The 13,599-nt window shown below is 34.3% G+C and carries 15 protein-coding genes; 9 read left to right on the plus strand and 6 right to left on the minus strand.

The features are described 5' to 3' along the window. Window positions 1-88: 88 nt before the first annotated feature. Genes PBT89_RS11740 through ruvX form a run of 3 tightly spaced genes read right to left on the minus strand, consistent with a single transcriptional unit; the run spans window position 89 to window position 1,596 of the window. Window positions 89-511, minus strand: a complete 423-nt coding sequence (locus tag PBT89_RS11740; RefSeq protein WP_270060701.1) for a DUF5606 family protein — start codon at window positions 509-511, stop codon at window positions 89-91. A 57-nt stretch (window positions 512-568) separates the two neighbouring features. Continuing rightward, the gene (gene def, locus PBT89_RS11745; protein ID WP_270062075.1) at window positions 569-1,159 is read right to left on the minus strand and encodes a peptide deformylase; all 591 of its coding nucleotides are present in this window, start codon (window positions 1,157-1,159) and stop codon (window positions 569-571) included. Between the two features lie 32 nt (window positions 1,160-1,191). Next, entirely contained in the window at window positions 1,192-1,596 is a 405-nt protein-coding gene (gene ruvX / locus PBT89_RS11750) for a Holliday junction resolvase RuvX (protein WP_270062076.1), read from the minus strand. Window positions 1,597-1,684: 88 nt separating this feature from the next. Between ruvX and PBT89_RS11755 the strand changes: the two genes are divergently transcribed. The 3 genes from PBT89_RS11755 to PBT89_RS11765 are packed head-to-tail and all read left to right on the plus strand — an operon-like array spanning window position 1,685 to window position 4,619. Next, complete coding sequence (locus tag PBT89_RS11755) at window positions 1,685-2,500, plus strand: 2,3,4,5-tetrahydropyridine-2,6-dicarboxylate N-succinyltransferase (protein WP_270061429.1); 816 nt, start codon at window positions 1,685-1,687, stop codon at window positions 2,498-2,500. Then, complete coding sequence (locus PBT89_RS11760) at window positions 2,500-3,549, plus strand: glycosyltransferase family 9 protein (RefSeq protein WP_270062077.1); 1,050 nt, start codon at window positions 2,500-2,502, stop codon at window positions 3,547-3,549. Before PBT89_RS11755 ends, PBT89_RS11760 begins: the two co-directional genes overlap by 1 nt. Next, window positions 3,546-4,619 carry a UDP-N-acetylglucosamine 2-epimerase gene (locus PBT89_RS11765; protein ID WP_270062078.1) on the plus strand — a complete coding sequence of 358 codons (1,074 nt, stop codon included), beginning with the start codon at window positions 3,546-3,548 and terminating at the stop codon, window positions 4,617-4,619. Before PBT89_RS11760 ends, PBT89_RS11765 begins: the two co-directional genes overlap by 4 nt. On the opposite strand, the gene PBT89_RS11770 is transcribed toward PBT89_RS11765, so the two are convergent. Continuing rightward, window positions 4,616-5,371 carry a lipopolysaccharide kinase InaA family protein gene (locus PBT89_RS11770; RefSeq protein ID WP_270062079.1) on the minus strand — a complete coding sequence of 252 codons (756 nt, stop codon included), beginning with the start codon at window positions 5,369-5,371 and terminating at the stop codon, window positions 4,616-4,618. The two genes, PBT89_RS11765 and PBT89_RS11770, sit on opposite strands and share 4 nt — an antisense overlap. 84 nt (window positions 5,372-5,455) lie before the next feature. On the opposite strand from PBT89_RS11770, the gene PBT89_RS11775 reads away from it, so the two are divergent. Then, window positions 5,456-6,580 (plus strand): CDP-glycerol glycerophosphotransferase family protein, encoded by a 1,125-nt coding sequence (locus PBT89_RS11775; protein ID WP_270062080.1) that lies wholly within the window; start codon window positions 5,456-5,458, stop codon window positions 6,578-6,580. Here the strand turns inward: PBT89_RS11775 and PBT89_RS11780 are convergent. Further along, window positions 6,555-7,370, minus strand: a complete 816-nt coding sequence (locus tag PBT89_RS11780; protein ID WP_270062081.1) for a glycosyltransferase family 2 protein — start codon at window positions 7,368-7,370, stop codon at window positions 6,555-6,557. The two genes, PBT89_RS11775 and PBT89_RS11780, sit on opposite strands and share 26 nt — an antisense overlap. A 211-nt stretch (window positions 7,371-7,581) precedes the next feature. Here PBT89_RS11780 and PBT89_RS11785 point away from each other — a divergent pair, with 211 nt between their 5' ends. The 5 genes from PBT89_RS11785 (at window position 7,582) to PBT89_RS11805 (ending at window position 12,422) form a co-directional block, all read left to right on the plus strand. Then, the gene (locus PBT89_RS11785; RefSeq protein WP_270062082.1) at window positions 7,582-8,151 is read left to right on the plus strand and encodes an L-threonylcarbamoyladenylate synthase; all 570 of its coding nucleotides are present in this window, start codon (window positions 7,582-7,584) and stop codon (window positions 8,149-8,151) included. Between the two features lie 3 nt (window positions 8,152-8,154). Then, window positions 8,155-9,582 (plus strand): CCA tRNA nucleotidyltransferase, encoded by a 1,428-nt coding sequence (locus PBT89_RS11790; protein ID WP_270062083.1) that lies wholly within the window; start codon window positions 8,155-8,157, stop codon window positions 9,580-9,582. Between the two features lie 118 nt (window positions 9,583-9,700). Next, the gene (locus PBT89_RS11795) at window positions 9,701-10,717 is read left to right on the plus strand and encodes a COX15/CtaA family protein (RefSeq protein ID WP_270062084.1); all 1,017 of its coding nucleotides are present in this window, start codon (window positions 9,701-9,703) and stop codon (window positions 10,715-10,717) included. 84 nt (window positions 10,718-10,801) lie between these two features. Continuing rightward, a complete protein-coding gene (locus PBT89_RS11800) occupies window positions 10,802-11,314 on the plus strand; it encodes an IS1096 element passenger TnpR family protein (RefSeq protein ID WP_270062085.1) in 513 nt (170 codons plus the stop codon). Between the two features lie 49 nt (window positions 11,315-11,363). Beyond that, window positions 11,364-12,422 carry a nucleoid-associated protein gene (locus PBT89_RS11805; protein ID WP_270060689.1) on the plus strand — a complete coding sequence of 353 codons (1,059 nt, stop codon included), beginning with the start codon at window positions 11,364-11,366 and terminating at the stop codon, window positions 12,420-12,422. A gap of 78 nt (window positions 12,423-12,500) precedes the next feature. Here the strand turns inward: PBT89_RS11805 and PBT89_RS11810 are convergent, their stop codons facing one another. Next, a complete protein-coding gene (locus PBT89_RS11810) occupies window positions 12,501-13,565 on the minus strand; it encodes a hypothetical protein (protein ID WP_270060688.1) in 1,065 nt (354 codons plus the stop codon). Between the last annotated feature and the right edge of the window lie 34 nt (window positions 13,566-13,599).

The raw sequence follows: 13,599 nt of genomic DNA on the forward strand, positions 1-13,599 counted from the left end.
ATAAGTGTTTGACTTTCAGTTAAATAAAAAGCCTGCTTTAGTTTTCACTAAAACAGGCTTTTTGCTGTTTTGAAATCGATTTTTAGGTCTATTCTTCTTCGTCTTTGGTTTCTACATTTTCTTCCTTAGAAAAATCTGTAAAACCATTTTTAGTAAGAAGATTATACCATTGGATGATCTTTTTTATATCACTAATATACACGCGATCCACGTCGTAATCTGGCAATACCTCAGCAAAGTAGCTCTCTAGTTCATTTTTAGAAGACTTGTGGCTAATGGCCTCTCCCCCATCTTCTTTTTCTTTTATATTTTGTAGAACCTGGCCAAGAGGTACTTCCTCAGTATATGTATAAATTGCAATTTCGCTAAGAATGCTCACATTGTGACGCATATTTACAGCAATTTTCTTTCCATCCAAGATTGATTTTGCAATAAATCCACCTCTAGTTTGTGCAGCAAGCTCATACAAACCTGGTTTTCCTGATATTGCTAAAATTTTATCTAATCCCATATTGTGTTTTGAATTTGGGTGGCAAATATCACACCCCGCTTTAAAATATCAAAAATATTAACGACCTTTTTTTGCAGTTGGAAAACGCATTCTATAGTCAACTTTTATTTTTCCTGAAGAAATCTTTTTTAAACGCCCGTTAATCAGTCGTTTTTTAAGACTTGAAATCTTTTCAGTAAAAAGAATTCCCTCGGTGTGATCGTATTCGTGTTGAACTACACGAGCCGCTAAACCGGTAAAGGTTTCTCTCTTAGTCTCAAAATTCTGATCCTGATATTCTATAGTTACTTCAGGTTTTCTAAAAATATCTTCTCTTACATCTGGAATACTCAAACATCCCTCAGAAAAAGCCCACTCATCTCCTGTCTCTTCGATGATCTGGGCATTAATAAATACTTTCTTGAATGACTTTAATTGCTCTTTTTCAGAATCACTTAAATCGTCATCTTCAGCAAAAGGAGCGGCATCTATAACGAATAATCGAATTGGCACTCCCACCTGTGGTGCAGCAAGACCTACACCATAAGCATTGTACATGGTATCCCACATATTAGCAATTAGTTCTTCTAATTTGGGATAATCTTTATCAATTTCTTTTGCCTTCTTTTTTAAAACGGGATCACCGTAGGCAACTATTGGTAAAATCATATAATTTTAATCTTTAATGTCTTTATTGTACCTTAATACAGATAGGATTGAAGTATTATGGTAGCACTTACTTCGTCTACTAAAGCTTTATCTTGACGCTTCTTTTTCTTGAGTCCGCTATCGATCATTGTTTGAAAAGCCATTTTACTGGTAAAACGCTCGTCTACTCTTACAAGTTTAATGCTTGGAAATTTTTCAGTAAATTTCTTTAAAAATTCTGCAATAAAAACTTCACTTTCGCTGGCCGAATTATCCTTTTGTTTAGGCTCTCCTACTACAACAGTTTCTACCTTTTCTTTTTTGAAATAATCTTGCAAAAACTTCAAAAGCTCTGAAGTAGCTATTGTTGTAAGACCACTGGCAATCATTTGGAGCTCGTCGGTAACAGCTATTCCTGTTCTTTTTACTCCATAATCTAGTGCCATTACTCTTGCCATACTTCAAATTTTATGCAAAGGTAAGGTTTATATCCATAGCGCCCCAAAAATTACAATGAAGCTGTTATATTTGCTAAAAATAAGATTTATGGATCACTTAAAATCGAAAATTGAAGCAGCCTGGGAAAACCGTGAGCTGTTAAAAGATAAGGAAACTACCGATGCTATTAGAGAAGTAATTACGCTTCTTGATGAAGGTAAACTAAGAACTGCCGAGCCAATTGAAGGTGGATGGCAAGTTAACGAATGGGTAAAGAAAGGCGTTGTACTTTATTTCCCTATCCAAAAAATGGAAACTTTAGAAGCTGGTATTTTTGAATATCACGATAAAATGCCATTAAAGAAAGGCTACAAAGAGAAAGGAATTCGTGTAGTACCAAATGCTGTGGCAAGACATGGAGCTTATATCTCTAGCGGAGTGATAATGATGCCAAGTTATGTAAATATAGGAGCCCATGTTGAAGAAGGTACAATGGTAGACACTTGGGCTACAGTAGGTAGCTGTGCACAAATTGGTAAAAATGTTCACCTAAGTGGTGGCGTTGGTATTGGTGGTGTTTTAGAGCCATTACAAGCATCTCCTGTAATCATCGAGGATAATGCGTTTTTAGGCTCACGTAGTATCGTTGTAGAGGGTGTTCGTGTAGAAAGAGAAGCTGTTCTTGGAGCTAATGTTGTTCTAACAGCTTCAACAAAAATAATTGATGTTACTGGCGACGAACCTGTAGAGATGAAAGGTATTGTTCCTGCAAGATCTGTAGTTATTCCTGGTAGCTATACTAAAAAATTCCCAGCAGGAGAGTATAATGTGCCTTGCGCTTTGATTATTGGGAAACGTAAAGAAAGCACCAATAAAAAAACTTCTCTAAACGATGCGCTTAGAGAATATGATGTCGCGGTGTAATGAAAATACTGGTAATACAGCAAAAAATGATTGGGGACGTTCTTACGTCCTCAATCTTATTTGAGGCACTCCGGGAAGCTCATCCCGAAGCGAAGTTGCATTACCTAATTTATCCACACACTAAAGCGGTTGTAGAAAACAACCCATTTATCGATAAGCTGATATTTGGTAAAAATGAACTTACTTTTTATAGATTATTGCAGGAAATTAGATCTGAAGAATACCATGCTATTATCGATGCATATTCTACGGTAAAGACTTCAATTATCACCAATTTATCTGGTGCGAAATACAAAATTGGATTCGATAAAAAATACACCCGGCCATTCTATACACATGTTTTTAGTAGAAATATGCAGGCGAAAACAAATGCGGGCGCAGCAATAGAGAAAAGGATGCAGTTACTAAAACCCATCATCAAAGATGCACCAATCCAAATAAAGCCGAAAATATATTTGAGTACTGCTGAAAAAGACAAAGCAAAGGAAAGTTTAATTAAGGGAGGAATAACACTTACAGATTCAATTTATATGATTGGAGCTTTAGGAAGTTCAGAAAAGAAAACCTATCCCCTCCCCTATTTGGCCAAGCTTTTAGACCAGATCGCAGCCAAAGAAAAAACGGCTATTTTATTCAATTATATCCCAAGCCAAAAAGAACAAATTTCAACATTAATTGGCTATTGCAATGCGCAAACCAAACATAAAATCTATCTTGAGATTTACGGAAAAAGCCTGAGAGAATTTTTAGCGCTAACCAGTTTTTGTGACGCAATCATTGGGAATGAAGGTGGCGCTATAAACATGGCAAAGGCGTTAAATGTTCCATCTTTTGCAATATTTTCACCTCCATTAAACAAAGCGAACTGGAATATTTATGAAGATGGAAAGCAGAATGTTTCAGTTCATTTAAAAGATTTTTCTCCAGAATTATTTGCTGAAAAAAGTCAGGATGATTTGCACAAAGATGTGTTTGCGCTTTACGAGAAATTTTCACCCGCTTATATTGAAGAACATCTGGATCAATTCCTAAAACTGAACACTAAATGACCTATCGCTTTTTAATTTACATAAGTCATACTTACGCCTTGCCGATTGGTTTACCGCTTCAGGAGGAAATCAGGAAAAGAAACTATGAGGTTCAATGGTTTACAGAGCTAAATCCTCCAAAATCCTATTTTCCTGAAAATGGTGATTTAATAGAACATATAGATGACGCTATTAAATACGAACCGCACATCGTCCTTTGTATTACAGATGTTGTTGCCGATTTTTTACCCGGTTTGAAAGTTCAAATATTCCATGGATTTTTAGCCAACAAACATAGCGATGCAAAAGGGCATTTTAGAATTAGAGGGTTATTTGATCTTTATTGCACGCAAGGACCGTCGACTACTATTCCTTTTAAAGAAATTCAGCAGAAAAAGAAACATTTTTTAGTACGCGAAACGGGATGGTCTAAAGTAGATCCATTATTCAAAATTGAAGAAAAAGAACGACGTAAGACTACTATCCTTTTGTCTTCTACCTTCTCTCCAAAATACAGTTGGTTGTATAATGAAGAGGTGATCGCTGAAATAAAAAGATTATCTAAAACCGGCGAATTTGAGTTTCTAGTTGTGCTGCATCCTAAAATGGCTAAAGAGAAAATTGAGATCGTTAAAAAAATGCAGCACGAAAACTTCAAATATTACGATACCACAGATATTATTCCGCTGTTTCGCCAGGCAGATATCATGTTTTCAGATACTACCTCAGCGATAACAGAATTTATTCTTCAGAAAAAACCGGTAGTTACTTTCAGAAATAATAAACCTGCTCCTCACCTTATTAATATTACCAATCCTGGGGAAATCGAAGATGCAATACGAAAAGCTATATCAAATCCAGAAGAACTACTAACTAATATTGATGCTTACATCCACGAAACTCATCCCTACTTTGACGGTAAAAGCAGTGAACGTGTGATTTCAACTTGTATTGAAGTCTTGCACGCCGAAAAGCCAGATTTAGCAAAAAAACCACTGAATTTAGTAAGACGATATCAGCTAAGAAAAAAACTTGGGTACTTTACATTGAAAAGCTATAGAAAACCTTTTACGCTAAATAAAAAAGATTAGTTTTTCCAAAACTTAAGCTGTTTTTTTAGTCGTTTCTTGCGATAAAATTTCTCCTGAAATTCTTGCGTGAATTGCCACATGGTTTCAAATACTTCGTGCTCGTTCCAGGCGGTAAGTGTAGCATATTCGTTTGCAATGATTTCAATAATTTCCTTGCTTGGCGTTAAACGTGAGAAATTTTTCATGCGCTGTTTAAAATCCAAACGCTTAAAATTCATTCGGTTTAAATCAACCAAAAAGAATTCAAAATGATCACCATTTATACGTATTAGTGTATTACCTGGAGAGTGATCTAGAAACTCAATATTTTTTTCATGGATATCGTAGGTAAAGCGTGTAAAGGCTCTTAAAACCTCTTCTTTTTGTTCTTTATCTTCAAAATTTTCGATATCCCTAAAGGTGAAATCGTATTCTAAGTGATCACAAATATAAAAGCTACGACCCAAGCTTAACCATTTACATTCTTCGGCATAAGCTACAGGAAAGGGCGTTGCTATTTCACGTGATAGAAGATATTGTGCATAGCTAAAACTACGCTCTGCTTTTGATTTACGAAAAAATCGATAAACAATTTTATTGATTAGATTTGGGACTCTAAAAGACTTTACATTTACTTGCCTCCCATTTAGATCGAAGGTTTTAATAGTATTTCGGCCGCTGCTAAGTGTTTTTCCGCTTTCAGAAAAATCAGCTAAAATTTGTTCTATTCTTTTTGCTTCCCCCTTAAAAGCATCTGCATATTCGATTTTCATACTACAAAATTATAATTATAAATTTGTATCCATACACAATTGGGGAATATTTCATTTATTTATTACTCTTTTAAAATCGCTTAGATGCAAAAATTAAAAATTGCTTTTCTTTTTTTAGATGAAATTCATCATGTTTCTCACTTTATCAGTGTGGCTAAAGAATTATCTAAAAATCATGAAGTAAAGATTCTTACTTATAAAAACGCAACTCAATATTTGTACGACAGAGTAAAAACTATAAAGGCTGAAGATGTAAAAATTGAAGAGCTACCCACCAAGCGATTTCGGGCATTTACAGATAAACTAAAGGATATAAAAATTCCCAGAAAAGGATTCTGGATAAAGAAAAACCTGGATTATCTACTACAATTTGATGCTGTAATTTTTACAGATTATTTTCACAAATATTTACAAAAAGCACGCGGCGAAAAAGAACACCCAAAAGTAATCAAATTAAATCACGGCATACCTGGAAGAGCCTACGCATTTAAAGCAGCCCAAAGTGAGTTTGACATGCAAGTGCTAGTAGGGAGTTTTCAGAAAAAAGTTTTAAGCGAGAAAAATATATTAGCTAAAAATCATGCAATTGGCGGTTATCCCAAGTTAGATGTGGTTAAAGAAATACCTGCAAAGCGCTATTTTGAAAACGAAAAACCAATAGTTCTATATAATCCGCATTTTGATGCTGAATTTAGTAGTTGGGATAAATTTGGAGTTGATATTCTGAAATACTTTTCTCAACAAAATACTTACAATCTCATATTTGCTCCACATTTACATTTATTTCAGCAAAAAAAAGGAAATAGAAATATAGATGAAATCCCTCAGGAAATTTATGATTCTGGAAATATCTATATTGATCTTGGCAGCAGCGATAGTGTAGATATGCAATATACCCGTGTGGCAGATTTATACCTTGGTGACGTGAGCAGCCAGGTTTACGAGTTCATATTAAATCCCAGACCTTGCTTATTCCTGAATCCTAGCGCTATCCATTACGATAATAAATTTGACTATCGATTTTGGCAAAGTGGACCAGTTATAGAAAATTTAGAAGATTTTACTTCAGCTCTAAAAATGGCTTTCAAAACTTTTAAAGATTTTGAACCCATTCAGTCCAAATTAAATTCTGAAAACTTTTTTGTACCGCAAGATAAAACCGCTTCAGAAAATATAGCTGAAATTATTTCGAAATACTTGAAGGAGTAGCATTTTCTAGATATTTAGAAACTCCATTTTCGCATCTTTTCGATCGATTTTCGATAGATTCGGCTTGAATTTTTGTGTTCACCACTTCTTTTGCTCTACACGCATTTTTATGCCAAATATGATACACAATAGCATTGTAACGCACTCGCTTACCATAAATATTATTATTAAGTAGCCTTATCACAAATTCAGAATCTTCTTTTCCCCAGCCGGTCATGTCTTCATTATAACCGTTCACTTTTAAAAAATCCTCGCGCCAATAAGAAATGTTGCAACCACGAACTTTAGAACTCAACTCTGGGGATTCTTTATACAATTTCGCTAAGAAATCAATATGTAAATTTCTGGTACGTTTTGTAATTCGTTGATCAAAGAAATCAAATTCAGTTTCTTTATTTTTAAAAATTTCTTCCAAGCAACTCTCTTTAAGATTAACCCTACTCCCAAATAAAAATCTATTTTTCTTTGCATGTTGAACATGATCTCGCACAAAATTGTGGTGCATTATACAATCACCATCTAATTGAACAATGTAATCTGCATTTGTAGCGGCCAGAGCTTTATTTAAAATCACTGTTCTCCTAAAACCTTTGTCCTCATGCCAAATATGTTTTAGTGGTAAATTGTATTTCTTTTGATATTTGGCAATAATAGACTTGGTTTTATTTTTAGAACCATCATCGGCGATCAAAATCTCATCAGGCATAAGGCTTTGTTTAGCAGCACTTTTAAGTACCAACTTCAATGCTTTAGGCCAATTATAAGTAGAAATAAGAAGAGCTATTTTCATTAAATTTTAGAATCTAATCTTTTTATTGATTAAGCAATAAAAGATACAAATTTATAATCTTTGTTTAAAAATTTAGAAATACATTTCTCCAATTTAATTTATAAGGAGTTAATATCGATTACTTCTAAACCTTCAAACTAAAGCTTTTCTTACAAAATCCCTGCCTTTTATTTTTTCTGAAGTACCTTTGCAGGTCGTTAGCAAGGAAATTATGGAAGATAAAAAGACAGAAATTCAAAATTGTTTAGCCATTTTAAAAAAAGGCGGACTTATTCTTTACCCTACAGATACGGTTTGGGGGATTGGCTGTGATGCCACCAATGCAGATGCTATTGATAAAATTTTTGCACTTAAAAAAAGGGCAGAAAGCAAATCTATGATTTGTTTAGTTTCAGATTTTAAAATGCTGAATGAATATGTTGAAGAAGTTCCTGAAGTAGCTTATGATATACTGAAATATGCCGCAAAACCAACTTCTATTATTTACGATGATCCCATTAGAGTAGCTGAAAATTTAATTGCTGAAGATAATTCACTTGCAATACGAGTTACAAAAGATCCATTTTGTAAAGAACTTACCAGAAGATTTCGACGTCCAATAGTTTCTACATCTGCTAATATTAGTGGAGAAACCACTCCAAATTCATTTTCGCAAATTAGCCCTGAAATTTTAAAAGGTGTGGACTATGTAGTAAATTTGCACCAGTCTAAAAAATCATCAAAACCTTCAGCTATAATAAAACTGAATAATGATGGAAAGGTTAAAGTGATACGGAAATAAAACATGCCCAATTTACAGAATTACAAAAAAGCTTTAGATCATCAGATTTTTAAGGTAATTTCTCAGGCTGCCGAAGAACTACAATTAGAAAGTTACGTTATTGGTGGTTTTGTAAGAGATTTTATCTTGCAACGCGGCAATGCCAAAGATATTGATATTGTTGCCGTAGGCAGCGGGATCGACCTTGCATTAAAAGTATCAGAACTTCTTCCGCATAAACCAAAAGTACAGGTTTTTAAAAATTACGGTACTGCCATGCTGCGTGCCTTCGATATGGAAATCGAATTTGTTGGCGCAAGAAAAGAAAGTTATTCTGAAGATAGCAGAAATCCCGTAGTAGAAAACGGAACGCTGGAAGACGACCAAAATCGCCGTGATTTTACCATAAACGCATTAGCATTAAGTTTAAACAAAAGCAGTTTTGGCGATTTGCTTGATCCTTTTAACGGACTCGAAGATTTAAAAACACAATTACTTAGAACTCCGCTAGAACCAGGAATCACTTATTCAGACGATCCTTTGCGAATGCTTAGAGCCATTAGATTCGCTTCACAACTTAATTTTATTATTCAGAAGAAATCATTAGATGCTATTAAAGAAAATTATAAGCGCATCAAAATCATTTCTAACGAAAGGATCACTGAAGAATTACACAAAATATTATTATCCGACAGACCTTCTAAAGGTTTTGCACTTTTACATAAGACTAAACTTTTAAAAATTATCCTTCCTGAACTTACTGCTTTAGAAGGAATCGACGAAATTGAAGGCCAGCGCCATAAAGACAATTTTTGGCACACTCTTGAAGTAGTTGATAACATAAGCGAGAACACCAATAATCTTTGGTTGCGATGGGCCGCTTTGCTACATGATATTGGTAAAGCGCCTACAAAGAAATTTCATAAAAAGATTGGATGGACATTCCATGGGCATGAATTTATTGGTTCTAAAATGGTGTTTAAATTATTTAAGCGCCTAAGAATGCCATTAAATGACAAAATGAAATTTGTACAGAAAATGGTGTTAATGAGTTCGCGACCAATTGCGGTAGTAGATGATAATGTAACCGACTCTGCAGTGCGACGTTTAATCTTTGATGCCGGTGAAAATATAGACGATTTGATGACCTTGTGCGAAGCCGATATCACTACTAAAAACCCTCGTCGTTATAAAAAATACCATAACAATTTTAAAATTGTTAGACAGAAGATGAGAGAGGTTGAAGAACGAGACCATGTTCGCAATTTTCAACCACCGGTAAGTGGTGAAGAAATTATGGAAACCTTCAATATAAAACCTTGCCGAGAAGTAGGTATTATAAAAGATGCCATTAAAGAAGCTATTTTGGAAGGTGATATACTAAACGATTACGATGCTGCTCATCAATTTATGCTGAAAAAAGGTAAAGAATTAAAATTACAGCCTCAATAAAATAAAACAGCTGGTAAAAAATACTGAAAAATAAAATGATCTAGTTTTATGAAAAGATGATTGAAAATCAAGATTAAAAATTTCAATTATCAAAAAACTTTAATGAAGACGATAGCTAATGAAAGACAATAAAAAAGTAGTATACTGGCTGCTCACAGGATGTGCCCTTATCTTTGTTATGGTAGTAGTTGGTGGGATTACTCGCTTAACCAATTCGGGGCTTTCAATATCAAATTATAAATTGATTCATGGTGTTGTACCACCAATGAATCAGCAGGAATGGATAGAGGCTTTTGAACTTTATAAGCAATATCCAGAATATCAAAAACTTCATTATCATTTCAATTTAGAAGATTTTAAGGATATTTATTTTTGGGAATGGATACATAGAGTGATTGGAAGACTTATAGGTGTTGTATTTATTATTCCGTTTTTATATTTCTTATTTAGAAAACAGCTTTCCAAATCTACAATTCGTAAATGCATTATATTATTAGCTTTAGGTGCTTTTCAAGGTTTTATGGGTTGGTATATGGTAAAAAGCGGATTGGTAGATCGACCTTCTGTTAGTCATTATCGTTTGGCAGCTCATCTTATGACGGCATTTATAACTTTTGCGTATTCATTTTGGGTGGCCTTAGATATTATTTATAAAAACAAGGTAAAACCGGCAGTTCCCAACTTGAAAAAGTGGATTTGGGCAGGAATGATTGTTCTTATCCTACAAATTACCTGGGGAGCTTTTGTGGCTGGTCTGGATGCAGGTTTTATCCATAATAGCTGGCCGCTAATGACAGATGGTAAATGGATACACGAAACTGTTTATATAGAACTAGAACCAATCTGGAGAAACTTTATCGCCGGTAAAAGTGGAGTTCAATTTATACACCGTTATCTTGCTTGGTTTGTTTTTGTTGCCATTCTAATTATTTGGAACAAAGCAAGAAAACTAAATTTAACTTCGGCTCAGAAAAACGGAATTAATAGCGTACTTCTTATTGTTTGTCTTCAAATTCTACTAGGTATTTTTACTTTGATTTATAATGTACCGGTTTGGCTGGGCGTAACCCATCAGGTAGGTGCTTTTTTCCTTTTAGCAAGCATGACTTTTATTTTACACAGATTCAGTAAATAATTTGAAATACCATAAAGTTCTGCCACAATGTATTTGCCAATTACGGTTTTGAAATCGTATCTTTGCTAACCAAATTTTTCAATTATGGTTTACAGATTTAGAGTAATTCTCGACACGGCAGAAGATGTTTTTAGAGATATTGAAATTTTAAAAACCGATACGCTAGAAGACTTACATAACTCTATCGTACAAGCTTTTGGCTTTGATGGATCTGAAATGGCTTCTTTTTATATAAGTGATGATGAGTGGAATCAAGGAGAAGAAATTCACCAATTTGACATGAGTGGTGCCGATAATGATATCCGGTTAATGAACGAGACCACTTTAGACAGTGTGCTTTCTGAAGACCAGACCAAACTACTTTACGTTTACGATTTCTTCAATATGTGGACCTTTATGGTAGAACTTGCTCAAATTGCTGAAGTTGAAGAAGGTAGAGATTATCCTAATTTGATGTTTGTACACGGGCAAATTCCATCAAACGCACCAGATAAAGAATTTAAAGCGGAAGGTGATCCTGAAGCTGATGAAAACTTTAATGATGATTTTGATGTAGACGATTACGACAGCTTTTCTTTTGACGAGAACTGGAATTAATACGCTATATTTTTCTAGCTAATTTTATCGATTTTAACTTTTACACGAAATGATCAATTTATATAACGCCCAGATAGAATCTCTATCGATTCATCGTGTGGGTAACAAAAGTCGTAATGAAAATATCTTTCTTTCGGCTGCACCCTTTCAGTTAAACGACGAGATCACCCCTTTAATCAAGGAATATTTCTTAAAACCCTTCAGAGAAAAAGAAGAGAATTATTACAAATTTCAGCATGAAACAGATATAGAGTTCAACGAACTTTATAATCTTGCGAATGCGATTTTTGATAATCCTGAAAATATCCACGAGGCTTCAAAAAAAATAACAACATTACTTTTTGAGCAATCTGCACATCCGCACATTAAAAGTGGTGAAGTGTATGTGGTTTATTTTGAAAATGCACAGCTGGATAACGAAAAACTTCCCGCGATTGGAATTTTTAAATCTGAATTGAAACATGATTTCTTGCAATTTCAGGAAAAAGGAAGCATTCTCGAAATGATTGTTCAGCAAGGGATTAATCTTCAAAAATTAGATAAAGGCGCCTTAATCTTCAACAAACAAAGAGAAGAAGGATACAAGATTTTATCCATCGATTCTAACAAATATGACACTAAATATTGGTTAGAAAACTTTTTGGGAGTTGATGTTATGGCAGATGAAAATTACTACACTAAAAAGTATTTAAAATTCTGCCAGAATTTTGCTAAAGACGTGGTGTTGCCTGCGGAAGATAAAAAAGAGGAAGTGATGTTTATGAACCGAAGTATGGATTACTTCGCAAAAAACGACGATTTTGAAGAATCAAATTTCCTTAATTCGGTGATCGATAATCCAGATTTGGTTCCTGAATTTCAGAATTATAAAACTGAAAAAGCACCAAAATATAAGATCGAAGATCTTACCACATTCCCAATTGCGAACAAAGCGGTAACCGATGCACGTAAAAAGCTGAAAAACGTAATTAATCTAGATACGAATATTCAAATTAAAATGGATTTTGTAAATGCAGATTCTGCCGACAAATTCGTTGAAAAAGGTTGGGACGAAGAAAAACAAATGTATTATTACCTGGTTTATTTCAACAAAGAAGAAAAAAGCTAGATAATTAAATAGCGAAAAAACAAAGGCCGAAATTATCGAATTTCGGCCTTTGTTTTTTTTAAATTTATAAAATGTGATTTATTGCAATAGGCGTTTCATATTTACATCCTCATAATTTCGTTGCACAAAATCGAGAGCGGTTCTTAAAATCTGCCCCATCGTACTGGCGCGCTTAAATTTCACATCTTTGGTAAAATGATATAACTCTGTTCGCAGCTGGTGCACATTTTCTTTTGTAGAAACATGATCGTTGCTCATACACTTTATCAATCGCTTAAACCTAGCCTGCGTGTTTATCATTCTTTTGGCCAAAAGTGAGCGCTCTTCTTTTCGATACTGCTCTATAGACGATAATTGCAAACGTTCTGAAACTAATTTTACCATCTTATAATTCTCTTTAAAGAACTGTGGACGATAAACCTTAAATTTTCCTTCAAAACATTGCTGATCAAAATCTATTGCTCTTATCTGGTATTGTACGTGATCAAAATCATGCGTTGGAATCACAACATAATTATAAGACCGCATATCGCCCAAAAGCCTTACTGTACAGCGTTCGTTAAACTTTACAAATTGTTTGGCGATCTGTGCTTTTTCCCATTCGCTTAATTTTGGTAAATGATCTTCTATAAAAACATCACCGGGAATTCCTGCAATATGAGCTTCAATTAATGTGTCTTTATAGACCAAGAATGTGATTCGATGCGGTGAAAGCAAATGCTCTAATTCGAGACCATAAATTCGGGAAGCATCAGCTTTTTTCACGTAAAAATAAGTAAAGACGTCATTCAAAATATTCCGCACTTTTATACGAAAAGGTTTAGAATTTCCGAAGGTGCAATAATCTATCGCATCCACCGCTAAAAACTCTAACATGTCGTCACTACCATCAGAATGCAAAATGTTATAAATCTTTTTCAGACTTTCATCAATCTCCTGCCGCTCAAATTCAGGATAATAACAGCGCACCCAAAACGTATCTTCATCATCTTGATCGTAAACGACTATAGAGCCTGAAAATCGCAATAAATCCTCGTAAAAAACAGGGATTTTCGTGTTTCGATTATAGCGTGCCAGATATTTATTGAAACGTTCGTTTACGGCAAAAGAAGGTTTCTTTTTAGACATCAGTTTAGGTTCCATATTCTTGCGCTTTGATTAAACTCTTCCGTAGAAA

The organism is Zunongwangia sp. HRR-M8 (genome assembly GCF_027594405.1).
Taxonomy (GTDB): domain Bacteria; phylum Bacteroidota; class Bacteroidia; order Flavobacteriales; family Flavobacteriaceae; genus Zunongwangia.

What these genes read in the sequence shown, in the direction of transcription:
- PBT89_RS11780 (WP_270062081.1), bottom strand. Translation starts at nt 7,370, where the DNA reads ATGAAAATAGCTCTTCTTATTTCTACTTATAATTGGCCTAAAGCATTG.
- PBT89_RS11770 (WP_270062079.1), bottom strand. Translation starts at nt 5,371, where the DNA reads ATGAAAATCGAATATGCAGATGCTTTTAAGGGGGAAGCAAAAAGAATA.
- PBT89_RS11795 (WP_270062084.1), top strand. Translation starts at nt 9,701, where the DNA reads ATGAAAGACAATAAAAAAGTAGTATACTGGCTGCTCACAGGATGTGCC.
- PBT89_RS11810 (WP_270060688.1), bottom strand. Translation starts at nt 13,565, where the DNA reads ATGGAACCTAAACTGATGTCTAAAAAGAAACCTTCTTTTGCCGTAAAC.
- PBT89_RS11755 (WP_270061429.1), top strand. Translation starts at nt 1,685, where the DNA reads ATGGATCACTTAAAATCGAAAATTGAAGCAGCCTGGGAAAACCGTGAG.
- PBT89_RS11800 (WP_270062085.1), top strand. Translation starts at nt 10,802, where the DNA reads ATGGTTTACAGATTTAGAGTAATTCTCGACACGGCAGAAGATGTTTTT.
- PBT89_RS11760 (WP_270062077.1), top strand. Translation starts at nt 2,500, where the DNA reads ATGAAAATACTGGTAATACAGCAAAAAATGATTGGGGACGTTCTTACG.
- ruvX (WP_270062076.1), bottom strand. Translation starts at nt 1,596, where the DNA reads ATGGCAAGAGTAATGGCACTAGATTATGGAGTAAAAAGAACAGGAATA.
- def (WP_270062075.1), bottom strand. Translation starts at nt 1,159, where the DNA reads ATGATTTTACCAATAGTTGCCTACGGTGATCCCGTTTTAAAAAAGAAG.
- PBT89_RS11775 (WP_270062080.1), top strand. Translation starts at nt 5,456, where the DNA reads ATGCAAAAATTAAAAATTGCTTTTCTTTTTTTAGATGAAATTCATCAT.
- PBT89_RS11785 (WP_270062082.1), top strand. Translation starts at nt 7,582, where the DNA reads ATGGAAGATAAAAAGACAGAAATTCAAAATTGTTTAGCCATTTTAAAA.
- PBT89_RS11740 (WP_270060701.1), bottom strand. Translation starts at nt 511, where the DNA reads ATGGGATTAGATAAAATTTTAGCAATATCAGGAAAACCAGGTTTGTAT.
- PBT89_RS11765 (WP_270062078.1), top strand. Translation starts at nt 3,546, where the DNA reads ATGACCTATCGCTTTTTAATTTACATAAGTCATACTTACGCCTTGCCG.
- PBT89_RS11790 (WP_270062083.1), top strand. Translation starts at nt 8,155, where the DNA reads ATGCCCAATTTACAGAATTACAAAAAAGCTTTAGATCATCAGATTTTT.
- PBT89_RS11805 (WP_270060689.1), top strand. Translation starts at nt 11,364, where the DNA reads ATGATCAATTTATATAACGCCCAGATAGAATCTCTATCGATTCATCGT.